Annotated in this window: 23 protein-coding genes and 1 pseudogene; 19 read left to right on the plus strand and 5 right to left on the minus strand. The window is 41.2% G+C overall.

Going from position 1 to position 26,628, the window contains the following annotated elements; genetic code table 11:
* Window positions 1–259: 259 nt before the first annotated feature.
* The 9 genes and pseudogenes from ON01_RS14650 to ON01_RS14685 all read left to right on the plus strand — a co-directional run bounded on the left by ON01_RS14650 (window position 260) and on the right by ON01_RS14685 (window position 9,094).
* Complete coding sequence (locus tag ON01_RS14650; protein WP_010531826.1) at window positions 260–1,135, plus strand: Rpn family recombination-promoting nuclease/putative transposase; 876 nt, start codon at window positions 260–262, stop codon at window positions 1,133–1,135.
* Between the two features lie 111 nt (window positions 1,136–1,246).
* Window positions 1,247–1,807: a Uma2 family endonuclease gene (locus ON01_RS14655; RefSeq protein WP_010531827.1), complete on the plus strand. Its 561-nt coding sequence runs from the start codon at window positions 1,247–1,249 to the stop codon at window positions 1,805–1,807.
* Window positions 1,808–2,707: 900 nt separating this feature from the next.
* Window positions 2,708–2,869: a hypothetical protein gene (locus tag ON01_RS19605; protein ID WP_175284963.1), complete on the plus strand. Its 162-nt coding sequence runs from the start codon at window positions 2,708–2,710 to the stop codon at window positions 2,867–2,869.
* A 413-nt stretch (window positions 2,870–3,282) separates the two neighbouring features.
* Window positions 3,283–4,383, plus strand: a complete 1,101-nt coding sequence (locus ON01_RS14660) for an amidohydrolase family protein (RefSeq protein WP_010531828.1) — start codon at window positions 3,283–3,285, stop codon at window positions 4,381–4,383.
* Entirely contained in the window at window positions 4,380–4,736 is a 357-nt protein-coding gene (locus ON01_RS14665) for a Rieske (2Fe-2S) protein (RefSeq protein WP_010531829.1), read from the plus strand. The genes ON01_RS14660 and ON01_RS14665 overlap by 4 nt, the downstream gene beginning before the upstream one ends.
* 28 nt (window positions 4,737–4,764) lie before the next feature.
* Window positions 4,765–6,226, plus strand: a pseudogene (gene betB, locus ON01_RS14670) (betaine-aldehyde dehydrogenase).
* A 68-nt stretch (window positions 6,227–6,294) separates the two neighbouring features.
* Window positions 6,295–6,645, plus strand: coding sequence for a Rieske (2Fe-2S) protein (locus tag ON01_RS14675; protein WP_010531830.1), 351 nt, complete (start codon window positions 6,295–6,297; stop codon window positions 6,643–6,645).
* Between the two features lie 4 nt (window positions 6,646–6,649).
* Window positions 6,650–7,879, plus strand: a complete 1,230-nt coding sequence (locus tag ON01_RS14680) for an NAD(P)/FAD-dependent oxidoreductase (protein WP_010531831.1) — start codon at window positions 6,650–6,652, stop codon at window positions 7,877–7,879.
* A gap of 180 nt (window positions 7,880–8,059) precedes the next feature.
* Window positions 8,060–9,094, plus strand: coding sequence for an ABC transporter substrate-binding protein (locus ON01_RS14685; protein WP_010531832.1), 1,035 nt, complete (start codon window positions 8,060–8,062; stop codon window positions 9,092–9,094).
* Window positions 9,095–9,246: 152 nt separating this feature from the next.
* Here the strand turns inward: ON01_RS14685 and ON01_RS14690 are convergent, their stop codons facing one another.
* Window positions 9,247–10,020 (minus strand): sulfite exporter TauE/SafE family protein, encoded by a 774-nt coding sequence (locus tag ON01_RS14690; RefSeq protein WP_010531833.1) that lies wholly within the window; start codon window positions 10,018–10,020, stop codon window positions 9,247–9,249.
* 183 nt (window positions 10,021–10,203) lie between these two features.
* Between ON01_RS14690 and ON01_RS14695 the strand changes: the two genes are divergently transcribed.
* Window positions 10,204–11,082, plus strand: coding sequence for a LysR family transcriptional regulator (locus ON01_RS14695; protein WP_010531834.1), 879 nt, complete (start codon window positions 10,204–10,206; stop codon window positions 11,080–11,082).
* A gap of 440 nt (window positions 11,083–11,522) precedes the next feature.
* Here ON01_RS14695 and ON01_RS14700 read toward each other — a convergent pair whose 3' ends face one another.
* Both ON01_RS14700 and ON01_RS14705 read right to left on the minus strand, forming a co-directional pair.
* The gene (locus ON01_RS14700; RefSeq protein WP_010531835.1) at window positions 11,523–12,290 is read right to left on the minus strand and encodes an SDR family oxidoreductase; all 768 of its coding nucleotides are present in this window, start codon (window positions 12,288–12,290) and stop codon (window positions 11,523–11,525) included.
* Between the two features lie 37 nt (window positions 12,291–12,327).
* Window positions 12,328–13,122 (minus strand): DeoR/GlpR family DNA-binding transcription regulator, encoded by a 795-nt coding sequence (locus tag ON01_RS14705; protein WP_010531836.1) that lies wholly within the window; start codon window positions 13,120–13,122, stop codon window positions 12,328–12,330.
* Window positions 13,123–13,377: 255 nt separating this feature from the next.
* On the opposite strand from ON01_RS14705, the gene ON01_RS14710 reads away from it, so the two are divergent.
* From ON01_RS14710 to glpX, 6 genes are all read left to right on the plus strand, one after another.
* Entirely contained in the window at window positions 13,378–14,487 is a 1,110-nt protein-coding gene (locus ON01_RS14710) for an erythritol/L-threitol dehydrogenase (RefSeq protein WP_010531837.1), read from the plus strand.
* Window positions 14,488–14,539: 52 nt separating this feature from the next.
* Window positions 14,540–15,826 carry an MFS transporter gene (locus ON01_RS14715; RefSeq protein ID WP_010531838.1) on the plus strand — a complete coding sequence of 429 codons (1,287 nt, stop codon included), beginning with the start codon at window positions 14,540–14,542 and terminating at the stop codon, window positions 15,824–15,826.
* A gap of 91 nt (window positions 15,827–15,917) precedes the next feature.
* A complete protein-coding gene (locus tag ON01_RS14720; protein ID WP_010531839.1) occupies window positions 15,918–16,922 on the plus strand; it encodes a dihydroxyacetone kinase subunit DhaK in 1,005 nt (334 codons plus the stop codon).
* Window positions 16,923–16,937: 15 nt separating this feature from the next.
* Window positions 16,938–17,594: a dihydroxyacetone kinase subunit DhaL gene (gene dhaL / locus ON01_RS14725; protein WP_010531840.1), complete on the plus strand. Its 657-nt coding sequence runs from the start codon at window positions 16,938–16,940 to the stop codon at window positions 17,592–17,594.
* A gap of 190 nt (window positions 17,595–17,784) precedes the next feature.
* Window positions 17,785–18,240, plus strand: coding sequence for a ribose 5-phosphate isomerase B (gene rpiB / locus ON01_RS14730; protein ID WP_010531841.1), 456 nt, complete (start codon window positions 17,785–17,787; stop codon window positions 18,238–18,240).
* Between the two features lie 52 nt (window positions 18,241–18,292).
* The gene (gene glpX / locus ON01_RS14735) at window positions 18,293–19,252 is read left to right on the plus strand and encodes a class II fructose-bisphosphatase (RefSeq protein WP_010531842.1); all 960 of its coding nucleotides are present in this window, start codon (window positions 18,293–18,295) and stop codon (window positions 19,250–19,252) included.
* 123 nt (window positions 19,253–19,375) lie between these two features.
* On the opposite strand, the gene ON01_RS14740 is transcribed toward glpX, so the two are convergent.
* Both ON01_RS14740 and ON01_RS14745 read right to left on the minus strand, forming a co-directional pair.
* Complete coding sequence (locus tag ON01_RS14740; protein WP_010531843.1) at window positions 19,376–20,137, minus strand: DeoR/GlpR family DNA-binding transcription regulator; 762 nt, start codon at window positions 20,135–20,137, stop codon at window positions 19,376–19,378.
* A gap of 188 nt (window positions 20,138–20,325) precedes the next feature.
* A complete protein-coding gene (locus ON01_RS14745; protein ID WP_010531844.1) occupies window positions 20,326–21,402 on the minus strand; it encodes an alcohol dehydrogenase catalytic domain-containing protein in 1,077 nt (358 codons plus the stop codon).
* A gap of 183 nt (window positions 21,403–21,585) precedes the next feature.
* Between ON01_RS14745 and ON01_RS14750 the strand changes: the two genes are divergently transcribed.
* The 3 genes from ON01_RS14750 (at window position 21,586) to ON01_RS14760 (ending at window position 26,610) form a co-directional block, all read left to right on the plus strand.
* Window positions 21,586–23,241, plus strand: coding sequence for a ribulokinase (locus ON01_RS14750; protein WP_010531845.1), 1,656 nt, complete (start codon window positions 21,586–21,588; stop codon window positions 23,239–23,241).
* Between the two features lie 688 nt (window positions 23,242–23,929).
* Window positions 23,930–25,048, plus strand: a complete 1,119-nt coding sequence (locus ON01_RS14755; protein ID WP_010531846.1) for a Bug family tripartite tricarboxylate transporter substrate binding protein — start codon at window positions 23,930–23,932, stop codon at window positions 25,046–25,048.
* A 65-nt stretch (window positions 25,049–25,113) separates the two neighbouring features.
* A complete protein-coding gene (locus ON01_RS14760) occupies window positions 25,114–26,610 on the plus strand; it encodes a tripartite tricarboxylate transporter permease (RefSeq protein ID WP_010531847.1) in 1,497 nt (498 codons plus the stop codon).
* The last annotated feature ends 18 nt before the right edge of the window (window positions 26,611–26,628 follow it).

Here is a 26,628-nt window from a genome sequence, read left to right on the forward strand (position 1 = left end):
CGTATTGTAGTGTTGCCCTCCGTCTTTTTCCAACGGTTGTTCGAATATGGCGAGCGGAATGAAGGATGTTAGGTGTGCGAGGAGGTTGTGAACTCGTGCGGCGACGAGGCAAACTTGTGCGGGAACGCCTCGTGTATGTGCGAGAACGTCTTGAACTTGTGTGGCAATGCCGTGAACATGTGCGAGAATGGCTCGAACTCGTGTGGTCGTGGCACAAACTTGTGCACTAACGTCTGGAACTTGTGCGGGTGGAGAGTATATGGATGATAAGCGGTCTAGACTGGATCTGCTAGTCGTGACAGATTCAGACGAATGGATCAATATAGAAATCCAGTTTACAAATAAATATGATATGGTAAAACGTTCCCTGTATTATTGGTCCAAAGCATACTCACGTCCACTTGAAAGAGGAAGGGCGTATTCTGAGTTACGGACGGTCATTGCGATCAATATTTTGAATTTTAATCTTTTTAATGAAACGGAACGCTTCCATACCTCGTATCATTTGTATGAGGATGAGAATCAGGCCAAACTGACAAATGTAATGGAATTTCACTTTATCGAGATGGCCAAGTTAATGAAGGACTGGAAACGTGATAAACTAGACCCATGGAATAGTGTGTTGGCAAGATGGTTGCTGCTGCTTGGTATGGTCGATCATCGAAACGGGAAAATCTATCATGATGTCTTTAAAGAATTGGAGGAGATTTCCATGAAGGATGAATCGTTGCGGAAAACCTTTAAAAACTGGGAAGAGCTGAGCACGACACAGGAACAGCGATTAATTTACGATTCACGTTTGAAACAGATTATGGATGAGGAAGCAGCTAAACGTGAGATCGAGTTGGAAATACAAGCAACGGAACAAATAAAGCAAAAAGCAATGCAAGATATAAAGAAAGCAGAGCAAATGAACAGAGAAACGGAGCAAAAGAATAAAGAAGCAGAGCAAAAGAATAAAGAAGCAGAACAAAAGACAAAAGAAGCAACACTAAAGGCAAAAGAAGTGGAACAAAACGCAAAAGAGGCCATTGCCAGCAAGCTTTTGCAAAAAGGTATAGAAATTGAGCTTGTTGCAGAATCTACTGGTTTGACCAGGACTGAAGTTATGGATATCCAGCGTGATGTGCTTTAGATCGGCCTCAGAACGATTAGTATCGATACGAAAAATCAAATTATCTTTCAACATCATCATTTCTTTTTTTGATTGATTTGGTCTATAATTGTAATAAGGATGGTGTTATAGATGGGTTTATTACATGAAAGGTACAGCACCTATGAAGAGTTCGAAAAGTTAAGGGAAGAAACAGATGAAATGTTGGAATATATTGATGGCTTGATTTATATGTCCCCGTCTCCAAGTATAAAGCATCAGGAAATTTCCTCTTATTTACATGGAGAACTCTATAACGCACTTAAGGGGAAGGATTGCAGCGTATTTTCTGCTCCGACTGATGTCTTATTTGATACCACTCATGATGAAGGCAAGAAAAAAGTCGTTCCAGACTTATTTGTTGCTTGCAATCCAGACAATTTTACAGAAAGTGAATACGTGGGGGCTCCCGAATTCATTATAGAAATTTTGAGCCCTTCTAGCAGATCACATGATATGGTGACGAAATTGAATCTTTATATGAATAATGGCGTCAAGGAATATTGGATTGTTGACCCCATAAAGAATCACATCATGATATATGTCAAAGATCACAATAACGAAGTGCAATTTGATTTGATTAATATCGGTGGCGTGGCTACTTCCAGGACCATTACGTCCTTTGCGATCAACTTGAATATATTGTTTAAGTAGTGCGGGGCTGTTGCTTCCCGGGATGTGCTGGTGTACACACAGAAAATAAACCCGGAAAAACCCGGATCAAGGATGAAGCTGTCGGCAAGGAGGATTTGGATGTTTTGATTCAATTAAAATGAGACGGTGTATAATTGGGGGCTGCTGAATAACTTAAAATGGTTGTCATGCAGGGATTTATCGTAATTCTAATTGTAGTAAAGTGCAAGGTTATTGCCAAACATCGCTTAAAAATCGTGCACGTTGTCATTTATCCAATTATATTTGATCTCCAAAAAATGTGATGAGAACATGAAAAAAATCTGCTTAATCGTTTGATTTTGCGCATATTAAGCTATTTTCTAAACGTATATAAGTTCGAATTAGGGTTATTCAGTAACCCCTAATTGTATCAAAGGTCTGGAGTACGCTTAATATCTGAAAACACAGTGCATATGAAGACAGTCTCTTTTCATTTGTAAAGTACTTCCCCTGTCCATGCGAACCATTCCACATGATTTGTTGGATTGAGCCAAACTTGGTTTTATGTTTAATGTGTTGGGCTTTGTGGAAACTTGAATACGAAAAAACTTATGTAACTCAGTGTTATTATAGCAAAACTATTATTTAAACTTTAGCATAGAGAATGGCAAGAGACCTCGCGAGGGACGATATGAAATCGTGCATCCCTCCCCGAATTTCACGCGACGAGCTTTTATGATTAATATTTTAAACTTCAACCTTTTCAATGAAACTGAATGATACTCATACCTCTTATTATTTGTATGAAGATGAAAACCAAGTCAAATTGACAGATGTGATGGAATTTCATTTCATCCCACATGTTACTTGCAGTAATCCCCCCTCCTCAACTCACATAACGAAAATAAAGCAAGATAAGTGGGGATAAACTGCCAGTAAATGAGAAAAGAAGTAACACAAATGACCAAGGAAGTGGAACAAAACCCAAAAGAGGCCATTGCCAGCAAGCTTTTGCAAATAGGCATGGAAATTGAGCTTGTTGCAGATTCTACTGGTTTGACCAGGGCTGAAGTTATGGATATCCAGCGTGATGTGCAGTAGACGGGGCAAGTCTTTTCCCGAATGTTTCTGAACGCGTTGATAGATATGGTGGCATGGAGATTCCCGTGCCATCATTTTTTACATCCACACTGTTTTGTTATTAATTTCCATTCGAAGCCATGAATGACTGACTTGAAAGACCCGCCATCATCCCAGTGTTCCTTCACTACTACAATCAAATCAGGAAAAGAAAAAATTCACATAGAGGAAGCCTTTCAACATTTAGCATACAATTTTGGAGATATCAGCTCACTGAAGTTTACTGACGCTCACTGAGCTTCACTGAGCTCACTCAGTTGCTGAGATCGGATTTGTCAGTAATCAAAGGCTTTTGTAGACTATATTTAGTTCATGCGCATGGCTATACCAATTCAATTTATTGATTCTTAAAGACAAAACAGGAGTGATTTCACATGGCGCAAAAGTCTGCCAGAAAGGGGAAAAAGCAACGTCGTATCATCGACACCGATATCCACGAAAGAGCAACCTACGCGGAGCTTGTTCCTTACTTAGATAATCCATGGAGGCGGTATATAACAGATAACCATTGGATGCAGGAAAAACATATGCCTTACACACAGCCAACTGTCGCTGGCGTTGATCGGGCGGATGCTGTAACACCAGACGGTGGTGCTGCAGGAACGGACCTCAGTTTTATGCAACAACAATTACTCGACGCGGAAGGACATGAATACGGTATTTTAACCGGCGCCTTAGATCCGTCTCCGTCGTCCATGCACGGCTGGTATGAAATGGGGACTGCTTTAGCGAGCGCTTATAACGATTGGCAAATCGAAAATTGGCTGGAAAAGGATGACCGTTTATATGGTTCCGTTCATATTGCGGCGCAGGATCCGCAGCAAGCGGTTCGTGAGATAGAACGGGTCGGCCCTCATCCGAAAATGGTGCAAATTTTGTTGCCGATTGATACCCGGTCATGGGGAGATCCGTATTATCATCCCATTTACGAAGCTGCTGAGCGCCACAATTTATCGATTGGTATGCACCATAATGAGCCACCCACCCATTTCGGGGGCTGGCCGCGTTATTTCATCGAGTGGCATACCATGTTGCCAACGGCGCATATGATTGAAGTCTCTAACATGGTGTTTAACGGTGTATTTGATAAATTCCCTGGCTTGCACCTTGTCATGATTGAGGGCGGATTCACGCATGCCCCGCATTTGATGAAGAAGATGGACCAGCAATATAAGGAACTTCGTCACGAAATTCCTTGGGTAAAACGGATGCCCAGCCGTATCATGCAGGAGCATGTCCGTTTCACAACACAACCTGTTGAAGAATTAAGTCATAAAGAATTTATGCAGTATATGGATCAAATGGGGTCGGAGGATATGGTCTGTTTTGCAACGGATTATCCACATTGGGATTATGATTCACCACTTCAGGCGCTTCCTAAACTTGATGAAACATTGGAGGAAAAAATTTATGCCGAAAATGCGAGAGCTTCCTACCCTAAATTACCGCAATTGACAGGGAGTGTGAAATCATGAGGGAAGTTGTGTGCAAAAAAGAAGATATTCAGCCCGGCAAGATGAGAAGTGCCTCATTAGGGAAGATTCCGGTTGTTGTTTGTCGCACAAAAGACGGTGAATTTTACGCATATGCCAATAGATGTCTGCACCAGGGAGCACCGCTCTCAGAAGGTGCCTTATGCGGTGATACTAAACGTACGGATATTCACGGCAACTATGAATATATTAAAGATGGCGAAATCCTCCGCTGTCCATGGCATGGGCTAGAATATGACATTAAAAATGACGGTTGTATGCTGGCTGAACCCGAAAAAAAATTACGCAGTTTCAATGTCATGATCGAGGATGACCATGTGGTTGTATATAAATGAATCTGTTAAGGACGCATGAGGTGAACGTATGAAAAAGATGTTTATTAACGGTGAATGGGTGGAAGCCAGTTCCGGCGAAACAAGAGATATTATAAATCCTTACAATCAGGAAGTCATTGCAACGGCAGCGGAAGGCAATGAGCAGGATACGAAATTTGCAATTGCGGCCGCCCGGGAAGCTTTTGAACACGACGATTGGGCAACCACCCCCGCTGCTGAACGCGGAAAAATTGTCCATAAAATTGCCGATTTGATCGAGCGCGACCGCGAAGAATTGGCTGAGCTCGAATCACTCGATACCGGTAAAACAGTTGAAGAAAGCCTTGGTGACATGGATGATATTGCTGGTGTGTTCCGTTATTTCGCTGAGATGGCTGATAAAGACGGCGGCGAGATCATCGAATCCCCTATTCCAAATTCAACCAGCAAGGTGGTTCATGAACCTGTCGGCGTCTGTGGTCAGATTACGCCATGGAACTATCCACTCTTGCAGGCATCATGGAAATTGGCACCGGCATTGGCAGCAGGCAACACACTTGTCATGAAGCCGAGTGAAATCACGCCGCTTACGTCAATTAAAGTGTTTGAATTAATGGCAGAAGCCGGCGTTCCGGCAGGTGTTGTCAATCTGGTGCTCGGACCCGGCGATTCCGTTGGTGCAGAACTTTCGGCTAATGACAATGTCGATTTGATCTCGTTTACCGGCGGTATTCATACGGGCAAGAAGATCATGCAGGCAGCCAGTTCTAACGTGAAAAATCTGGCACTGGAGCTGGGCGGGAAAAACCCGAATATTGTCTTCGCCGATGCTGATTTTGAAACAGCTGTCGACCAAGCGATGAACGCCGTATTTTTCCATGCCGCAAATTTGTTCAGCGGGAACTCGTCTGATTATTGAAGAAAGCATTCATGATGCTTTTGTCAGTGCGATCGTTGACCGTGTGAAGAACATCAAGCTTGGCAGCGGTTTTGATGAATCAACTCAAATGGGACCGCTCATTTCTAAGGACCATTTAAATAAAGTGGTCAATTATGTTGAAAACGGCAAACAAGAAGGCGCAACGGTCGCAGTTGGCGGCGGCCGTCCCGACGATCCGGAACTGCTAAACGGCTTTTTCTATTTGCCGACCGTATTGACGGGGTGCACGAGTAACATGCGTGTTGTACAGGATGAAGGCTTTGGCCCGGTGATTACCGTGGAAAAATTCACGACCGAAGAAGAAGCGGTCCGTCTTGCCAATGACTCAATCTACGGGCTGTCCGGCGGCGTCTTTACCAATGACATTGCCAAAGCTGAGCGCTGTGTTGCAAAAATGCGGATGGGCACTGTCTGGATCAACGATGTGAACCTGTACTTCCCGCATGCACCATGGGGCGGCTATAAACAGTCCGGCATCGGCCGTGAACTCGGCAAAAAAGGGCTGGAAGAATATCAGGAAACGAAGCATATTTTCCAAAATCTGAAGCCTGAGCCAGTTAACTGGTTTTAAAGTAAATGCCATGGTCCTTGGCAAACGAGCGTGAATGAAATAAAGAATGAAACACGAGGGTGATCACAATGCAACATTCAGAGGGAACGAACCCTGCTTTAGACGATTCTTATATTTATGTGTGTCCAAGTTCAGAGCTTGAAGAAGATGATCTCATCGAATGTGAAATAGGGACGGAGACGATTGTTGTCGGCCGGGGCGAAGGAAACGTTTATGCCGCCCAGGGGATATGTACGCATGCGTATTCTGAGTTGGTCGACGGTGAGTTGGATGGAACATGTCTAACGTGTCCGCTGCATTTTGCCTGCTTCGATATCCGAGACGGTTCCGTGCTGGAGGGGCCGGCTGAAACCCCGCTGCGAATCTATAAAGCTATCGAGGCTGACGGATCCGTTTGGGTTAGCAATGAAAGGGGGTGAGAAGTTGTCTGATAAAAATACAACAGTTATTACCGGAGCGGGAATTTCAGGCGTGCATGCCGCTGAGAGCCTGCGAAAGGGTGGTTATCAAGGGCGGATTGTGCTGATGGACCGTGACCGGCAGATGCCTTATGACCGCCCCCCTTTATCTAAGGAATGGATAACTGGTGAGGTGGATGAGTCAAGTGTTTTATTACGAGACCCTGCCATCTATGAAAAACTGGATATAGACTTGAAGCTTGGAGTTGAAGTGACAGACATCGATTCCGTTCGCAAAACCATCGATACTAAGGATGGTTCTTCTTATGAATGGGAGAAACTCATGCTCGCAACAGGATCAACATTACGCACATTGTCAATCGCGGGTGATGACCTTCAAGGCATTTTTTACTTACGACGGATGGCTGATGCCATAGCAATGAAACAACATATAGAACATGTGAAAGACGCTGTTATTATTGGAGCCGGCTTTATCGGTGCCGAGCTTGCCTCTTCCCTTAGTCAGTTGGGAATCAAAGTTACGATTGTGGAAATGGCCTCCTATCCGATGGAAAATATCGTTGGCCGGGAAGTATCGGAATATTTTCTGGATTTGCATCGACGCAACGGTGTCGACGTGATTACAGAGGACTCTGTCACTCAGTTTAACGGGGAGACAACCGTTGAAGAAGCGGTGACAGCCGAGGGACGGCGGATTCCATGCCAAGCGGTCATAATAGGCGTTGGGGTGAGTCCTAACACGGAGGTGTCGCATCCGCAATTAGAGGTAGAAGGCGGGTATGCTGTGAATGAATACGGTGAGACATCAGTTCCTGACATTTATGCTGCGGGGGATTGTACGTCATGGCCATACCACGGGTCACCCATTCATGTTGAACATTGGGATCATGCCGTCAACCATGCCAAGACAGTCGCTCAAAACATGATACAACCGCAATCAGTACCCTATACGTATACACCGTACTTTTGGTCGGAACAACACGGCAGCCGGTTCCAATATTTCGGTCATGCCAAGCGATGGTCCAAAACCGTTTTGCGAGGATCGATCGAATCGAATACATTTACAAATTTTTACCTGAATGATCAGAATATCGTCCAAGCCGCGTTCATTTCTAATCAATCGAAAAATGCCTTGCCCGTCAGACGCATGATTCAACAGCAAAAAGCTATAGATCCAGATGCTTTGGCAGATGAAAGTGTCGCGTTGAAAAAAATGCAACGTAGGTTGATATGAATAAAACATGGGATTAGTGGTGTTTGTTACTCTTATCCCCGATGCATGATGACATATGGGCTAAATCTGTTCTTTGCCGACAAGCCATCTTCAAAAAAAGATACAATTTATTGTCGAGAAAATATTCTTCAACTGATACTTAGAATAAAACGATTACTATGTAAAGGATGATGTCTTTTAATGATTAAATGGATTAAAACGCTTAAACCTATTTTGCTCGTGTCAGTTTTGGTGGTTTTATTATCAGCCTGCAGTTCATCAACAGGTGCTACCAGTGAAAATAGTGGCAACCAAGAGACGAAAGAAACAATTGTGTTCTCCGATTTGGGCTGGAACAGTATTCGCTTCCATAATCAGGTAGCGGCTACGGTCTTGGAAGAAGGATATGATTATCAAACGGAAGTGACGACCTCATCGATGTCCATTGGCTTACAGGGACTGCAAAATGGTGATATCGATGTGACGATGGAAATTTGGGGAGATAAGATGGGAGATGCCTACAAGAAGGCACTCGAAGATGGAAAGGTTGAACAAGTTGGTATTAATTTTGGGGATACCAAACGTGGTTATTTCGTCCCTACTTATGTTATTGAAGGCGATAAGGAACGTGGTATTGAGCCTATGGCACCAGATTTGAAATCCATCAAAGATTTACCGAAATATAAGGATCTGTTCAATGACTCTTCTAATAAAGATAAAGGACAAATTGTAGGTGCGCCATCTATGTGGGGAGCTGCTAAGCCATTTCAACAAAAAATGGAGACTTATAATCTTTCCGATACCTTCGAATATGTGGATCCCGGTTCTGGTACTGGATTGAATACATCATTGACAAAGGCGTATGAAGCGGGTGAACCCTGGGTCGGTTATGCCTATTCTCCAAGTTGGGTGTTAGGAAAATACGATATGACGTTGCTCGAGGAGCCGGAGTATGATCCTGAGGTTTGGAATAAAAATTATGGTACGGCGTTTCCAGACCAAGATATTCCGATTGCCGTTAACGCGAAGTTAACAGAAACCGCGCCCGATGTTGTCAAATTCCTTGAAAATTACGAGACAAGTAGTAAATTGACCAACGAGGCGCTTGTCTATATGTATAACAATGATGCAAAGGCGAAGGAAGCCGCCACATGGTGGATGAAAAAACATACCGATATCTGGACGGAATGGGTTCCTGATGATGTGGCGGAGAAAGTGAAAAAAGCGATTGAATAACATTCTTTTAGAGGTTGGCTGTTCGTTTGAATAGCCAACCTTTTTTAGATGGGGAATGGTTGATGTATGTGTTAAAAGAGTTGAGGGAAGCCTCGAAGAAAGATGAATTATTTCTTCGAGAACCTTATTGCTCCATTACTGAGGTAAGCGTCCTACTGAAAGTACATTCTGAATCCTATAATAACCAACAGCACGGATAGCATTTGCATCACCATTCTGCCTGAGAGTTGCCGTGAGATAATAACACCAATATTGGCACCAACAATGATTCCAGCGCCTCCGAAAGCAACAGCCATCCAGTCAATATTGCCGTAATACACTTGCGCGATAACGCCTACTGTCGAATAAAGGCAAAGTGACAGAATCGATGTTGCGGCTGCTTGGTGTGTGGGCACTTTAAACAGGTACACAAGAATTGGAACCAGAAGCCACCCGCCGCCGATCCCCAAATAGCTGGACAGAACTCCCATTAGCAGGCCGAGCGGGATGAACCACTTATTATTTAAGAATGCTGGTCTATTCTCTATATTATTTGATGTTGCTTTCTTCTCACCAAAGGGGAAATTCTTGCTGAACAGAAAAAGACCAAGCCCGATTAGAATGGTTGCAAAGATAACGTAAAAGTATTGCGACGAGTATACGCGCAAAAGCCATACGCCGAGCATTGCTCCCGGTAACGCACTGAATCCGATGGTAAGGGCGACTTTATAATCTATTTGTTTCTGTCTGGCATACCCAATGACACCGGTAAGAGAATTAATTAAGACGATAACCAGCCCCGATCCAGCGGCTATTATTGGATTCATATTCAACAAGATAAGTAATGCCGGGACAAAAATGAAACCTCCGCCGGCCCCGACAATGGTTCCGTATCCTCCCGAGATAATTCCAATTACAAAAAGCAGTAATCCCGTCCATATATCCATTCAATTGTCTCCTTTTTGACTATTGCTTTCCTCATTTTCTCATGATATATGGATGACATAAAATCAGTATATTTTATCCCCCATAAGGAAACTGAATGGCCCCTGTTTTGTTATGGTAAAATGATAGTTGGATGGAAGAAGATCAAAAGAAAAAACGCATGTTTAATAAAGAGGTGGTATGGGTTGACTATTGAAAGCTTTTTGATGTTTTGCCGTGTGGTTGAGGAAGGGAGCATTACCAAAGCTGCCAGGCTTAGCTATGTGTCGCAGCCGGCAGTCACAAGGCAAATACGCCAGCTAGAGGACAGCTACGGGACCAATCTATTTGACAGGGAGGAAGGAACGTTGCAGTTAACAGAGGCCGGCGCATTGCTTTATCCATACGCGAAGGAACTTACAGCCATTCACAGAGAGGCTCATGAAAGGGTTCAAGAGCACCTTGGGAAAAGGGAGATGACCTTGTATGTCGGTGCAAGTCTGACCATTGGGGATTACTTGCTGCCTGCTCTGATTGGTCGGTTTAAAAAGCATTGGCCCTCGGTTCAGTTTAATCTGTTGATCGGTAACACACCATTGATGCTCGAAAAATTGGAAAAGGACGATATTGACATTGCTTTAGTAGAAGGCGTTGTTTCTGGGGATACATACAAGACGCAGAAGTTTGCAGATGATGAATTAATCCTGGTTACTGCCTACAATCATCGATGGGGTAATCGGAAAGAAATTCAGTTAAATGAAATCCCGGAGGAAAAGATGATTTGGAGAGAAAAGGACTCCGGTACACGGCAAATTGTAGAAGAATCTTTACAAGAACATCATGTTCTGGAAAAAATAGAAAATGTCATGGAACTTGGCAGTATGCAAGCTATCAAAAGTGCCGTGGAGGCAGGCCTCGGTACAAGTATCCTTCCAAAACTGACCGTTCAGAAAGAATTACAATACAAGACACTGCGTGAAATTCCCGTTGAAGATTTTGATTTGACAAGAGAATTTTGGATGGTTCAGAAGAAGAGACGGTATGAGAAGGAAATAGTCAAGGACTTTGAAGCATTTTTACTGTAAGTACCTTGCAATACTGTCATTCCTGGCATATGATTAAGGTAGAAAGCATAATACTAAAAGAACCCCGACAGTGAGTGGCTTGTCGGAGTTCTGATAAGTTGCACCGCATGATGTTGCGGTGCAACGGTAGGAGTAATCCCCAACCGGGTCCAAATTTGCAGGTGGGGATTACTTTTTTAATATCAGAACAATTAGCGCTATGATGGCAACGAGTAATGGCCCGAAGCCATCATAAGCATCATGCCTTGATACAACGAAATCATTGTCGGCATCACCTCCCCTCCCGTTTTGACATGTTCAAGTCAAGTGACGATCAGCAAAGGTTCCACCGCCCCATCCTGCTTATACAACTCAATGTTATTATAGCAAAACTATCAATATAACAGTAGTATAAGCAAAACTCACATTTTAAGTTGTACACTTCGAACAACCTGGTTATTTTACTTAATTGTATTCCCACCATCTATAACGATATTTTCGCCGGTGATTAAATTTGTAGCATCACTAGCTAAGAATAAAGCAATAGCTGCAACTTCTTCTGGATAACCAAATCGGCCTAACGGAATTTCTTTTTTCGCTTTTTCGCCTTTTTCTCCTGCCCACGCTTTCTTGCCTAATTCGGTTAGAATTACAGTTGGGGAGATAGCGTTAACATTTATATTGAATTGTGCCCATTCAAAAGCAAGATTTTTTGTGATACCAAGTATTCCGGATTTACTTGCCGAATAAGCAATATGATTCTCCAAGGCGATCAATGCTGCTTGGGAAGCCATATTGATGATTTTCCCGCCTTCCCCTTGTTCAATCATAATATTTCCTACTTTCTGGCACATTTTAAATGAAGCTGTCAAGTTTAAGTCAATTGTTTTTTGCCAGAATTCGTGAGAAAGGTTTTCCGCATCATCTAACAATGCTACACCTGCACAATTGACCAAAATATCAATCTTACCGTAACGATCTTTAACTTTCTTTAAACTTTCATTTATGTTTTCGCCATCTGTTATATCGCACTTAACTCCTATTGCGTTCTTTGGGTTCAGCTCCTGTGCAACTTCTTCTACATTATTTTTTAAATCAAAAATTGCAACGTTGGCACCTTTTTCTAGATAAAGGCTTGCAATTGCCCTGCCAATGCCATTTGCTCCCCCCGTTATAATCGCTGTTTTTCCAGTAATGTTAAAATTTTTATCGAACCCTTTGAATTCCATCCCGATCCCCTTTTCTTTTACTATTTATCCTTTAGCTTTATAGTGAAGCTTCACTCGGTAGTTTAGAAGCGATCAATTCGATGTTCTTTTGTTTTAATCCTTCCGAAAATTCTTGGCTCACAGATTTATCAGTGATCAATGTACTAATTTCTTCCGGAGCAGCAAATACAGCACTGGATGATTTATCAATTTTAGAAGCATCGACCATAGCTATTATTTTACCTGCCTTTTTAACTAATTGTTTTTTTAAGGATACTTCATAAAGATTAAAATCGGTTAATCCATTTTCCACTGAGAATCCATTTCCGGATGTGAACATGATATCTACATTCACATAATCTAATATGTTTAACCCCAATGTTCCTTCAATAGATGATGATCGATTTGTCACCACCCCACCGATTAAGATGACAGTGAGGTCCGGGTTTTCTTTTAGTTCAAGGGCTGTATTCAGGCCACTAGTTACAACTGTTAATCGAATCGCCTGGTTTTTAAGGTATCGTGCTAACTCTAAGGCTGTAGAGCTAGCATCTAATAAAATGCATTGCTTTTCTTCAATAAATTTGAAGCCTTCTTTAGCTATTTGTATTTTTTCTTGTTTATTTTTCTTTTCTCTGGCAGAAAAACTGGTATCGCTTTCAGTCCCATCGTTAAGAATGGCACCACCATGAGTTCGAATCAACATACCTTCTTCTTCCATTTTATTTAAATCTGTTCTGAGGGTTGCTTCTGATACCCCAATTTCCAACGCTAATCCTTTCACTGTTAAGCGTTTCTTTTCGTATAGGTGTTCCATAATTTTATTTCTTCTTTCACTTACAAACATTTTCATAATCTTTACATCCTTATTTTTGTATTAACTTTATGGTATTTCATTTTTAAAGATTTATCAATATATAGATGGGTGATTCTTGTTTATTATTATTTAATCAATAACGTTTATGTAATTGAAAATACTCAAAAATATTATTGACAAAACGAAAAAAAGTGATAATATAAAAATAAATGAATGTAACCGATTTCAAATAATTCGTTTGTTTTGGGTTTCTTCATTGTCTTCCAAAAAAATTAAGGAGGAGAACTTTAAATGACCGAAACACTTGGTAAACAACGTGAATACTCAGAAGTTATTCCAGAAACGATGAAAGCCGTTGTCGCATATGGCCCGCAAGACTACAGATACGAGGAAGTGAAGACGCCGAAACTGGAAAATGATAAAGAAATACTTGTAAAAGTAGAGGCGTGTGGCATTTGTGCCGGGGATATCAAAGCATATGATGGTGCACCAAGTTTCTGGGGGGATGAACAACAGCCTGCCTATATCAAGGCGCCAATGATACCGGGACATGAATTTATTGCACGTATTGTGCAAAAGGGAGACGCTGTTACGGATTTTGAAATTGGTAACCGCGTTATATCCGAGCAAATTGTTCCATGCTGGGATTGCCGATTCTGTAATAGAGGTCAATATTGGATGTGCGAAAAACATGACTTATATGGTTTTCAAAATAATGTAAACGGTGGCATGGCAGAATATATGAAGTTTACAAAGGAAGCCATTAATTATAAAGTACCTGAAGATTTGCCAATCGAAAAAGCTATTCTGATAGAACCCTATGCATGTAGTTTACATGCAGTCCAGCGCGCCCAGGTTCAAATTGGTGACGTGGTTGTTCTATCTGGGGCTGGGACCCTAGGCCTTGGAATGCTTGGAGCTATTAAAAAGTCGGGGGCTTCAAAAGTAGTTGTTCTGGACTTGAAGGAAGATCGATTGGAGCTGGCAAAGCAATTCGGAGCAGATATTGTTCTTAACCCGAGTGAAGTGGATGTCGTCAAAGAAATTAAAGACATGACAGAGGGTTATGGCTGTGACACTTACATTGAAGCTACGGGACATCCAAAGTCAGTCGAACAAGGACTGCATGCCATTAGAAAACTGGGACGTTTCGTTGAATTCAGTGTATTTGGAGAACCAGTTTCCGTTGATTGGAGCATTATTAGCGACCGTAAAGAATTGGACTTATTAGGTTCACATTTGGGACCTTATTGCTATCCGCTGGTAATCGAAGGTATCTCCAATGGTGATTTGCCAACCGAAAATGTTGTCACACATACATTAAAGATGGAGGATTTCGAGAAAGGTTTTGACCTGATGAAGAAAGGTGAAAAATCTTTGAAAATCGTTTTAGAACCATAATTAATAATGAAGGGGAGAGCTTGACCGAAACGAAGGGGGAGAAAATGATAGGATGAGAGATTTAACGCAGACAGGGTCATTTCTAGATCGAATTGGTATTCCCTCCCATTTGGCATGGGGCTACTTTGGTGTACTCATTTTTATGATGGGAGACGGTTTAGAGCTTGCTTGGATAAGCCCTTACCTGGTAGATCAAGGATTAACGGTTCAACAGGCCTCTTTTTTAACAACGTGTTATGGCGTAACAATTGCTATCTCAGCATGGCTATCCGGGGTTTTGGTTGAATCGATTGGGCCCAGAAAAACGATGTTGTCGGGGCTGATTTTATATCTGGTTGGTCATTCACTTTTTGTTGGTTTGGCCATTCCTACACTTAACTATGGCTTAATGATTCCAACATACGCCATTAGAGGTTTTGGCTATCCGTTGTTCGCCTATGCCTTCCTGGTTTGGATAACTTATCGTACCCCGCAGCACCAGCTTGGTAAAGCGGTGGGCTGGTTCTGGTTTGTCTTCACTGGGGGATTAAGTGTTCTAGGTGCATACTATTCAAGTTTCTCTATTAATTTGTTTGGCCATATTCCAACTCTTTGGACAGCCATTTTATGGGTGCTTGTTGGTGCATTTTTTGCACTTGTTGTTAATAAAGATAAATTTGAACTCCCGGAGAAAAAATCTGATAATTCTTCCAAATCCAAAGAGCTCTTAAACGGCATTACAATTGTGAAAAGAGAGCCAAAGGTTGGCATTGCGGGTTTTGTACGTGTTGTCAACCAGGCCGCACAATATGCGTTTCCATTGTTTCTTCCAATCTATTTGGCCGATCAAGGTGTAAGCACAACAGTGTGGCTTAACATTTGGGGGACAATATTTATTGCGAATATTGCTTTTAACCTCATTTTTGGGTACCTTGGCGATAAAATAGGCTGGCAGAATACAGTCAAGTGGTTTGGAGCATTTGGCTGTGGCCTGTTTACATTGATGTTGTTCTACCTGCCTCAAGTATTTACGGGGAATGTGTTTGTTGTAGGAACGATTGGTTTTCTTTGGGGCGCGTGTTTAGCAGGATTTGTACCGATTTCCGCCCTTACGCCTTCCTTGGTTGGTGATGGTGATAAAGGCGCAGCGATGTCTATATTAAATTTGGGAGCCGGCCTTTGTGTGTTTGTTGGACCGGCACTGGTAACACTGTTTTATGATTTAGTTGATACACAAGGGATGATGTGGATCCTGGGTGGTCTTTACTTTATAGCTGCGATTCTGACAGGATTTCTTAAACTTCCAGAAGAAAGTCAAAAAGATAAATCAACTGGAGAAGGAGCGCATTCTGTTGTTTAAAAATAAAACCAATAGCTCTCATAAAATTGAGGGCTATTTCTCTGTTTTGTCCAAGGAGAAAACTATATATTAATGAAAAGGAGTATTATAGATGAAGAAACTAATAAATAATCCCAACAACGTAGTAGAAGAAATGGTAGAAGGTTATGCGACTGCACATCCGGATTACATAAGACAATTACCAGAAAATAAACGATCCTTGGTTACGGCGCGGGAGACAAAACAAGATAAAGTTGGCATATTAATCGGCGGCGGATCAGGACACGAACCTGCTTTTATGGGGTACGTCGGCGAAGGTATGGCAGATGGCGTTGCTGTCGGAAACATTTTTGCTTCACCCTCACCAGAACCAATCTTAGAAGTTACCAAAGCCATCGATAAAGGCGCCGGGGTCGTTTACTTGTATGGCAATTACGCTGGTGATGTCATGAACTTCGGAATGGCTGCAGAGATGGCGGATATGGAAGAAGATATTGAAGTTGGAGCGGCATTAGCATCAGATGATGTAGCTTCTGCGCCGGTTCAGGAGAAAGAAAAACGTCGTGGAATAGCAGGTGAGTTTTTTATTTATAAAGCGGCTGGGGCTGCCGCAGATTTTGGCTACAATTTAGGTGACGTTGTGAGAATTGCAAAGAAGGCAAATGAAAATACACGCTCTATGGGTGTTGGGCTTACACCTTGTTATCTTCCGCAAACAAACGAACCAAGCTTTCAAATCAATGAAGACGAGATGGAAATTGGTCTTGGTCACCATGGTGAACCCGGTATAGAAAAGGGAAAACTTGAAACAGCTGATCGTGTGGCAGATAGATTACTAGGGGATATTTTAGATGATATTAACATTTCAAAAGGAGATGATGTAGCGGTTCTTGTAAATGGATTAGGTTCTACCCCTAAAATGGATTTATATATTATTTACCGTAGAGTCGATCAGATTTTAAAAGAACGGGGTATAAACATTTATCGTTCTTATGTGGGCAATTATATTACGTCATTAGAAATGGGAGGCTGTTCCATTACGTTAATGAAACTGGACGACGAGCTGAGTAAAACAGTTGATCACGCTGTTGATTGCCCAATGTTCGTTCAAAAATAGAGGGAGGTTACAATCATGGAGTTCACAGCGACAGACTTAAAAGGTTATTTCAAAGTAGTTATCGATATGATTGAGGAACAAAAGGATTATCTTTGTGAGTTAGATCGTAAAATAGGTGATGGTGATCATGGTGTTACGATGTCCATTGGATGGCAAGCTGTAAACGATATTTTAGATGACGATCTTAAGGATGAGGATGATTGTGGAAAGATCAGCATGAAAGTTGGAAAAACGTTTTTAAATGCAGTGGGTTCATCTGTAGGCCCGTTATATGCAACTGGGCTGATGAGAGGGGCAAAAACGGTTAAAAAGAAAACCATTCTTAATGATCAGGATTTAGTTAACTATTGGTTAGCATTTACACAAGGTGTTAAAGAACGTGGTCAAGCAAAGAAAGGCGATAAGACCATGATGGACACTTTTGAACCATTCGCGGAAACTCTAAAACCAAAGTTTGATGAAACCCATGAATTCGTTCCATCGTTTGACCATGCGTTAAATTTTGCTAAGAACGGGATGGAATCAACGAAAGAGCTCGTTTCCCAAAAGGGTCGATCAAGCAGATTAGGTGAGCGATCAGTTGGTTTTCAAGATCCGGGAGCCACGTCAGCATATCTTATTTTAGTAACTTTTTTAAACTATGCTAAGAGCAACTCAGCCCAAGTTAGCTGACACCGTGCCAAAATTCAAAACCTTTCATAACGAACAAAGGAATCAGATAACTCACTACTTCTGGTTCCTTTTTAACTGAAGAAATAATAAATGAAGCAATTTAATATTAAATGAAAACAATAAATTGAAATATAACAATAAATATTATAAAATGAAAATATACGAAAATAATGTGAAGGAGGAATCACTCATGAAAATAGGTATTGGCAGTGACCATAACGGTTTTGAATTTAAAGAGGAGATCAGGCAGTTTGTAGAAGAAATTACCGATCATGAACTTGTGGACTATGGCTGTTATTCTTGTGACGCGGTTGACTATCCTGATGTTGCTTTTGATGTCTCTCAGGCGATTAGTGAAGGTGAATTAGATAGAGGAATACTGATATGCGGTACTGGTATTGGCGTTTCTATTGCTGCTAATAAATATCCTGGTATTCGTGCTGCACTTGCACATGATCCGTATGCAGCAGAAAGAGCACAATTAAGCAATAACGCTCAAATAATAACAATGGGAGCTCAAATTATAGGTGCAAAAGTCGGGAAAAAAGTGGTTGAGGCGTACTTAAATGTTGAATGGGCAGAAGGTTCCAAACGTAAAGTCGATAAAATTAATAATAAAGAAAAAGAATTTGTCGGCAATGAGTAAATGCTTTTAGTGTCAATCATTCATTCGTTAAATCAAAGGGGCTGAGTATCAAATGGAACCATTATTATTCGACTTTTTAAAGGTGACAGAATCTTCTGCGCTAGCAGCAAAGCAATGGGTTGGCAGAGGGGATAAATTTGCTGCGGATGAGATCGCTACCAAAACAATGCGCGAACATCTAAACCGTATCAATATGAAGGGAAAGATTGTCATTGGGGAGGGGGAAATTGATGATGCCCCCATGCTTCACATTGGAGAGGTGCTTGGTTCAGGGGCAGATCCTGAATTGGATATTGCGGTCGATCCAATCGAAGGAACAACCCCTACGGCCAATGGACAGGATAATGCGATGACAGTCATTGCAGCTGCACCTAAAGGAAACTTACTTCATGCCCCTGATATGTACATGGAGAAAATAGCTGTGGGGGCTGATGCCAAAGGTAAGATAAATATTGAAGCCCCAATAATCGAAAACCTTCAGGCTGTTGCCGAAGCAAAAGGCAAAACGGTTGATGAATTAAATGTTCTCATTCAAGACAGACCTCGTCATCAAGAAACGATAGATAAAATTAGGCAATCAGGTGCCAAGGTCCATTTATTTAAGGATGGCGATGTTATTTACGCCATTTCAACGTGTATTAAACGTGTCGATATGGATCTGTTTCTTGGTATTGGGGGAGCGCCTGAAGGTGTGTTAGGAGCCATCGGTGTCAAAAGCCTTGGTGGCGAAATGCAGGCAAAGCTAAAACCCAGAAATGACGAGGAAATAGAACGCTGCAAAGGTATGGGAATAACAATTCCCGAAAAGGCACTAAATCATGAAGACTTGGTAAAATCCGACCACTGTATGTTAGTCGCAACGGGCATAACAAATAATCTTTTTTTAAGAGGTATTGAATCTGGTAGCGAACAACAAACAACCCATTCTCTCCTTATTGCAGGAAAAGCGCAGCAGCTACGTTACGTGGAAACGCAGTATCCTTTGGTTAAGGAAGCCTATGAAACACTATGAAAAATTGGAATGATATGAAAGAAGTTGTTATTGAGACTGGCACTGGAGCCAAACGATAAGCCTACTGAACTCGTTACTGGATAAAAAAGCAGCCAGTGAATTTTATGGCTGCTTTGGTTAGTACTAGGCAAGATGCACAACTGTATCTGTATCCTGCCACTTATTCAGGTATGACTCTTCTATTTCCTGACCTGTAATTAAATCATTAATCTGTTTAGGCTCCGCTATTTTGTGCAATGAAATGCCCCCGATTTTAGTATGATCGGCTACCACAATAATTTCCTTTGCTGCCCGTATCATACCACGCTTTGCGGGAACTAATTGTTCATCGAAATGTGTAAGACCTTTTCCATGGTGTAAGGCAGGGGTGGCAATAAATGCTTTATGAACATGGAGTGTGCTTAACACTTCATCCGTTATCATTCCATTTAACATAAAACTGTCCGGAAATAACTGTCCACCCGTTACAATAACTTTTATAGAATTCGCAGACTTTAATTTTGCTGCAATGTTGATATCGTTCGTAATGACAGTAAGGTTCTCCTTATCTATGATTGACTCTGCAACATGTAATGTTGTCGTACCTGAATCAAGTATGATATTGTCACCATTTTCCACCATTTCAGAAGCAGCGGCACCAATACGCTGTTTCTCTTGATATTGAGCGGTTTCCCGTTCATGAAAGGAGGGTTCAGATGAGACATCTTCGTTAAGTACGACACCACCATGTGTACGATGCACTAAGCCACCCCGCTCCAACGCTGATAAATCTCGTCTTATTGTCGCTTCATGAACATCGAATTTAGAAGCCAGTTCTGAGACAGTGGCGACATGTGTTTTTTTAACTATTTTTACGATTTGCTTTTGCCGATTTAATGCAAGCATTAATAAAACCCCATATTATAAATCGATAACCTTATAGTACTTATTTTTTGTTTATAATTCAAGATTGCCAGCCAATTTCAAGTTCATCACCCATCATAAAGATGAGGACATTTAAGGATCCCTATGCAATTTATGGTGGAATGCCTAAGCGTTCTGTCCAGTTTAATCCTCTATTTACACGCTCTTGTCTACCATTTAAGGTCTAAGACTGTTTTTTGCCAGCCCTTGTGCTCAGCTGTTCGATCCATTGCATCTTTTAAATCATGTACACTTTCAATTGTGTCACGTTCATCGGGTAATAATTTTGACAGAGTTTTTTGGTAATCGGCATCACGAAAAAATGACATTAATTGTTTGAAATCATCAGATGTGCTTCGTGAACTTCCTGAGATTTTTAAGCCTTTTTCCAGTACATCGCGGGTATTAATAGGGACATGTTCCTCTGATACCCCCATTAACACGAGTCTTCCTTGTGGTTCAATCAAATCAATAGCTTGATTGATTGCGCTTTCGCTAAATTTTCCGCCAGTACACTCAACAACAGTTGTTACTCCTCGGAGACTGCTGAAATCAAATGATTTCACATTAAATGTTGTTGCAAAATCAAAGTGAGCTAACTTTTCTTCTATGGCCCCAAAGACGATGAGATTGGACCGATCAATTTTATACACATGTGATAACATTGCTGCTGTCAAGTAACCGACTGGACCATCACCAAATACAGCCACTTTCCCATCATTTAACTGTTCGCTAACATGTTTAAGAGCTTGATAAGAAACGGAATTCAACTCTGTTAATACTGCAATATCATCAGAAATATCATCAGGAATGGGGATTGCATTTTCGCCAGGTAATACTAAATATTCTTGGCTGATTCCATCATGTCCGCTACCTAAGAAGACGCTATTTTCAGAATAGTTATCTGAAACTTTGCGTTCTTGTGTAATGTCTTTACCCGAATCTATTAATCTTCCTGGGATATTTGGCACAATTACAACGCGCTGTCCAGATTGAACATTATCATTTTTTGAAGTGACGACTTTACCGATTCCTTCATGAAAAAGGGCCATAGGTAATTTGCGTTGTAACGCCTCTTTTCGACGCTGTCCAGTATAATAACGCAAATCAGCATGACAAATACTTACCTTTGACGGCTTAACAACGACTTGCCTCTTCTTAACAATGTGTTTTAAAATAGTTTCTTTAAATTCCCATGGTTCCGTTAATTGATAGGCCTTAGATTTAATGGTGTCTTCTATGCTCACTTGAAAATCCTCCATGTCTACTAGTGATTATTTATGTTTCTTTATGTTCATTATTATACCTATATAGTTTAAATGTCAATATAAATAAACAATAATATGTTTGTTCGTGCTTGTAATTGCTCTTGATTGTTTATTTGTTTTTTATTATGATAGAGTAAAACCGCTTACATCGGAGGCCTTTATATGCCCTACTCAATTGGTATAGATTATGGAACAGAGTCAGGAAGAGTATTAATCATAAATAATAATAATGGCACCATTCAGGGATCCAGCGTTATTCCATATTCACACGGTGTCATAACAGAAGCATTACCAACAAAGGATAAGGTAATATTACAACCTGATTATGCTTTACAGCACCCTGGCGACTATCTGGAAGTTTTATATAAAGGAATTCCTCAAGCAATGGGGAAGGCTAATATATCGAAAAGTGAATTGTCTGGAATTGGCGTTGATTTTACATCATCAACGATGGTAACGACAAATGCTGAATTAGAACCGCTTTGTTTTCAGTCTGAGTATGTAAATCGACCACATGCCTGGGTTAAATTATGGAAACACCACGGTCCAACAAAAGAGGCAAAGGAATTATTAGATCGGGCTCTCCAGGAAAAACACGATTGGTTGAGAAGATACGGCTTTAATATATCTCCTGAATGGCTTATACCAAAATGCCTGGAAACGATATATGAGGATGAACGTTTGTACGACGAAGCCGATTTATTCCTTGAAGCCGGGGATTGGATTGTGAGCTGGCTAACAAATGAAATTGTCAGAAGTAATTGCTCTCTCGGGTTTAAAGCTTTTTGGAATGAAACAGATGGCTTTCCGGAGGACTTTTTAACCAATATTCATCCTAAGCTCGGAGAAATGCTTCATTCAAAACTAAGGGGACGCATTGGAAAAATAGGAGAGTGTGCCGGTGGTTTATCATTAAAAATAGCCGAGGAATTAGGGTTACCGCAGGGATTACCTGTTGGCGTTGCTATGATTGATGCTCACTCGGCAATTCTGGGGATTGGAGCTTCTCAATCAAACCAACTTTCGATGGTAATGGGAACATCGACTTGTCATATGATGCTTAATGATAAGGAAATGCAGGTTCCAGGTATATCGGGTGTCGTTAAAGATGGCATAATTCCTGGCTTGTACGCATATGAAGCTGGCCAAACCGCTGTCGGGGATCTTTTCGGCTGGTATACTCAACAAGTTCCTCAAACATTTATCGGCGAGGCCAAACAAATGCAAATGTCAGTGTTTGAGCTTTTAGAAAAACGAGCAAGCAAAAAATCACCAGGAGATTCGGGTTTAATTGCCCTTGATTGGCATAACGGAAACCGCTCTGTATTGTCAAATGCTGACTTGACAGGGCTGTTGGTTGGCCTGACCTTTCAGACAAAGCCTGAGGATATATACCGTGCTTACTTAGAAGCCACTGCTTTTGGCGCAAAAATCATTGTAGACAACTACCAAAAATGGGGACTTCCTATCGATGAGATATTTGCTTGCGGCGGACTTCCACAAAAAAATGAACTGCTGATGCAAATCTATGCTGATGTTTTGAATACTGATATCCATGTCTCATCGACTGATTATGCTCCGGCGGTCGGGGCTGCGATATTGGGTGCAGTTGCTGCAGGCCACAGTGGAGGAGGTTATGACCGTATTGTAGATGCTGTGTATAATATGAAACAACCTTTTCTAAAAACCTATCATTCTATTGAAGAAAATGTGCAAAAATACGAAAAGCTGTATAGCATGTATAAAGAGCTCCATGACCATTTCGGATATAAACACAATAACTTTATGAAAAACTTAAAAATTCCTTCCATGAGTTGAACAAATAGTAGGTAAAAAGTTTGCGGGGGATTTGAATCAGATGCTTCCTTAGGCTGACAAATAAAAATTGGTTTGTTTAAGGGGAAGCATTCTATTGTTTTTGGTAGCTCACGATTTGTTATGGTATACCAACTTAATTCGCTGACAATATTCACCTTGAGTCGTGTGGGTGTGGATGTGGATGGCACTTCCCGACGGTTGTCAGATTTTGTTAGTAAGCGATACTGATGAAAGGGAGGGAAACAAAAGTTTGTATGTTAGATTTTCAAGAAATAATTCTTTTTTTCCATATGTCAAATGCTGTTAAATTAGACCGATTGGTGTGGGCGCGCCATTCGGTCTTTTTTAGTATATGACCAATTATTATATCTTAATTTATTTTTATCAGACATTGTTAAGGATGAAATAGCCATTCGTTTTAAGTGTTAGTACCGTATTCAATTCCAATAAAGGTATTGATGTACTCTTAAGCAGGATCAACTATCCGGGGTAATGTGCTGATTTTGAATATGGGAAAATAAAGAAAACATTCTACATAAAATGCTTTTATGGGAAATAATAAAAAGAATCTATTTTTATTATTGCCATTTTTACTTTATAATTTTGATTAATAAAAATTTGAACATATCGACTGTTCAAATTTATTAGCAAATTATTGCAAACGCATACAAAAAAGGGGAGGATTATTATGAAAAAGTTATTAAAAAAGTCATATCTAATGACAGGAATTGTATTGATGCTCATTACAGCTATTGTGTTGACTGGCTGTTCCTCTAATAGTGCATCTGGATCAAGCAGTACTTTTTATGAAGGGAAGTCATTGGAGTTATTAGTACCATTTGGAACAGGTGGTGGAACGGATACATTTGCCCGATTTGTAGCCCCATATCTAAATGAAAATGTTAAAGGAAGTCCAACTATACAAACAGTAAACGTTCCTGGCGGTGGTAGTATTAATGGTTCAAATGAATTTGTGCTCTCCAGAAAACCCAACGGACAGAATGCTCTGGTAACAAGCGGTTCAACGCATATGCCTTACTTCCTGGGGGATCCGGCTGTTAAATATGAGCTGAAAGATATGAAACCGGTTATGGGTCTTCCAACTGGGGGCGTCGTATATGTGAATCCAGAAACAGGAATTAAAGGACCAAAGGATCTTACAAAATCCAATGAAAAGCTGACCTATGCAGGGATTAGCGCAACAGGCCTGGATTTGGTAACTTTATTAGCGTTCGAGGTACTGCAAATGGATGTTGAAACCATATTAGGTTATGACGGCCGAGGCCCTTCGCGTGTGGCATTTGAATCAGGTGAATCAAATATAGACTATCAAACAACAATGGCATATCTTTCAAATGTAAAACCACTGGTTAAAGAAGGACAAGCTAACCCGCTATTTTCTTTCGGACAGCTAAATGAAAAAGGGGAGGTTGTACGTGATCCGGCATTCCCGGATATGCCGACATTAAAGGAATTTTATGTTAAAGCTTACGGCGAAGAACCTTCAGGCACGGCATGGGAAGCTTATAAAGCATTTTTAGGATCTTCCTTCACAGTACAAAAAGTGATTTGGCTGCACAAGGACGCTCCAAAAGAAGCAGTAGAAGCCCTATCACAGGGTGCGAAGAAAGCTGTTGAAGATCCAGAGTTTACGAAAAAAGGTGAGGAAGTGTTGGGCGGTTACAAACCTTATGTTGGAGATCAGCTAGATAAAGTGGTTAAGAATATGCTGAATACGGACGAGGAAGTAACCAATTGGGTAAAAGAATTTCTTGAAAAAGAATACGACATTACAAGATACCAATAAAAAATTCATTGGAAGGGGACTAGCCTTATTCCCTTTCCAATTCAATACTAGGAGGCATAACGACTATGTTTGATGCAGCGCTTGAAGCACTATCAATTGTATTGGATCCAAACAGAATACCATTTATGTTCCTAGGGATTTCCGTGGGTCTTTTAATAGGTATTTTACCAGGTTTAAGTGGAACAGTGGGTATGGCGATATTACTGCCGTTTGTATATGGAATGGATCCTTATACAGGGATGGCAATGCTAATTGGTATGGCGGCAGTACTTCATACCGGTGATACTTTTCCGTCCATATTAATTGGTATGCCCGGATCATCAGGGTCACAGGCCACTATTATGGATGGATACCCATTAGCCAGGAAAGGGCAAGCAGGCAGAGCGTTAGGGGCAGCCTTCTTTTCCTCGATGATTGGAGGTGTTCTCGGGGGACTCGTTCTTCTCGTTTCCATACCAATTGCTAAACCATTGGTATTGTCGTTCGGGTCTCCAGAATTATTTATGTTGTCTGTATTAGGGTTAAGTATGGTCGGCATCTTATCAGGTAATACGCCTATTCGTGGTGTATTAGTGGGGATGATTGGGCTAATGCTGGGTGCTGTCGGGGCTGCTCCAGCAGTTGCCGAATATCGCTATACATTTGAATGGATATATTTGTTTAACGGACTTCCGTTAGCCGTAGTAGCTTTGGGACTCTTTGCATTTCCTGAAATGATTGAATTGCTGGCAAAGAAGCAAAGTATTTCCAAGAGTGAAAAGCTTGAGGGCGGCTGGCTGGAAGGGATCAAGGACACCATAAAGCATAAGTGGCTGGTACTCAAGGGAGCCACTATAGGATCTCTTATCGGATTTGTTCCTGGTCTCGGAGGCAGTGTTGTTGACTGGATTACTTACGGTATAACAAAACAGACCGCTAAAGCTAATAATAACTTTGGTAAAGGCGATATCAGAGGAGTCATTGGACCTGAAGGCGCCAACAATGCGAAAGAGGGTGGTGCACTTATACCGACTTTACTATTCAGTATACCTGGAAGTGGAACGACTGCTATTTTGCTTGGTGGTCTTTCACTACTGGGGTTACAAGCCGGTCCACGAATGGTTAACGAGGATGTATCTGTCACATTGTCAATTGTATGGACATTGGTATTGGCAAATATTTTTGGAGCAGCAGCGTGTATTTTTTTGAGTAAATATATTTCCAGGTTGAGTTTAATTCCTGCAACTATTTTAGTCCCTTTTTTGTTAGTTGTCTTGACAGTGGCTTCATATCAGAGCTCAAGGCAATTTGGTGACTTACTTTTATTTATTGGGATTGGACTTCTGGGGTTAGTCATGAAAAGACTTGATTGGCCAAGAGCTCCGTTACTGATTGGTTTTGTTTTATCTCAAGCATCTGAGAGGTATTTATGGATATCGATGGAGAGATATGGATTTACATGGTTATTACATCCAGGCGTCATTATTCTTGGGGTTATTATTGTAGCCTTGATAGCTGGTGGTTATGTTTTAAAACGCTCCACAGAAAAAAAGGATACCACAGAAACAGCGAATACGGCATGATTGAAGAGAATTGCTTTT

It is taken from the genome of Lentibacillus jeotgali, assembly GCF_000224785.1.
Taxonomy (GTDB): Bacteria; Bacillota; Bacilli; order Bacillales; family Amphibacillaceae; genus Lentibacillus; species Lentibacillus jeotgali.

Bases quoted from the DNA above. Each gene is read 5' to 3' on its own strand.
- ON01_RS14650 (WP_010531826.1), top strand. From the start codon at position 260: ATGGATGATAAGCGGTCTAGACTGGATCTGCTAGTCGTGACAGATTCA.
- ON01_RS14655 (WP_010531827.1), top strand. From the start codon at position 1,247: ATGGGTTTATTACATGAAAGGTACAGCACCTATGAAGAGTTCGAAAAG.
- ON01_RS19605 (WP_175284963.1), top strand. From the start codon at position 2,708: ATGAGAAAAGAAGTAACACAAATGACCAAGGAAGTGGAACAAAACCCA.
- ON01_RS14660 (WP_010531828.1), top strand. From the start codon at position 3,283: ATGGCGCAAAAGTCTGCCAGAAAGGGGAAAAAGCAACGTCGTATCATC.
- ON01_RS14665 (WP_010531829.1), top strand. From the start codon at position 4,380: ATGAGGGAAGTTGTGTGCAAAAAAGAAGATATTCAGCCCGGCAAGATG.
- ON01_RS14675 (WP_010531830.1), top strand. From the start codon at position 6,295: ATGCAACATTCAGAGGGAACGAACCCTGCTTTAGACGATTCTTATATT.
- ON01_RS14685 (WP_010531832.1), top strand. From the start codon at position 8,060: ATGATTAAATGGATTAAAACGCTTAAACCTATTTTGCTCGTGTCAGTT.
- ON01_RS14690 (WP_010531833.1), bottom strand. From the start codon at position 10,020: ATGGATATATGGACGGGATTACTGCTTTTTGTAATTGGAATTATCTCG.
- ON01_RS14700 (WP_010531835.1), bottom strand. From the start codon at position 12,290: ATGGAATTCAAAGGGTTCGATAAAAATTTTAACATTACTGGAAAAACA.
- ON01_RS14705 (WP_010531836.1), bottom strand. From the start codon at position 13,122: ATGAAAATGTTTGTAAGTGAAAGAAGAAATAAAATTATGGAACACCTA.
- ON01_RS14710 (WP_010531837.1), top strand. From the start codon at position 13,378: ATGACCGAAACACTTGGTAAACAACGTGAATACTCAGAAGTTATTCCA.
- ON01_RS14715 (WP_010531838.1), top strand. From the start codon at position 14,540: ATGAGAGATTTAACGCAGACAGGGTCATTTCTAGATCGAATTGGTATT.
- ON01_RS14720 (WP_010531839.1), top strand. From the start codon at position 15,918: ATGAAGAAACTAATAAATAATCCCAACAACGTAGTAGAAGAAATGGTA.
- dhaL (WP_010531840.1), top strand. From the start codon at position 16,938: ATGGAGTTCACAGCGACAGACTTAAAAGGTTATTTCAAAGTAGTTATC.
- rpiB (WP_010531841.1), top strand. From the start codon at position 17,785: ATGAAAATAGGTATTGGCAGTGACCATAACGGTTTTGAATTTAAAGAG.
- glpX (WP_010531842.1), top strand. From the start codon at position 18,293: ATGGAACCATTATTATTCGACTTTTTAAAGGTGACAGAATCTTCTGCG.
- ON01_RS14740 (WP_010531843.1), bottom strand. From the start codon at position 20,137: ATGCTTGCATTAAATCGGCAAAAGCAAATCGTAAAAATAGTTAAAAAA.
- ON01_RS14750 (WP_010531845.1), top strand. From the start codon at position 21,586: ATGCCCTACTCAATTGGTATAGATTATGGAACAGAGTCAGGAAGAGTA.
- ON01_RS14755 (WP_010531846.1), top strand. From the start codon at position 23,930: ATGAAAAAGTTATTAAAAAAGTCATATCTAATGACAGGAATTGTATTG.
- ON01_RS14760 (WP_010531847.1), top strand. From the start codon at position 25,114: ATGTTTGATGCAGCGCTTGAAGCACTATCAATTGTATTGGATCCAAAC.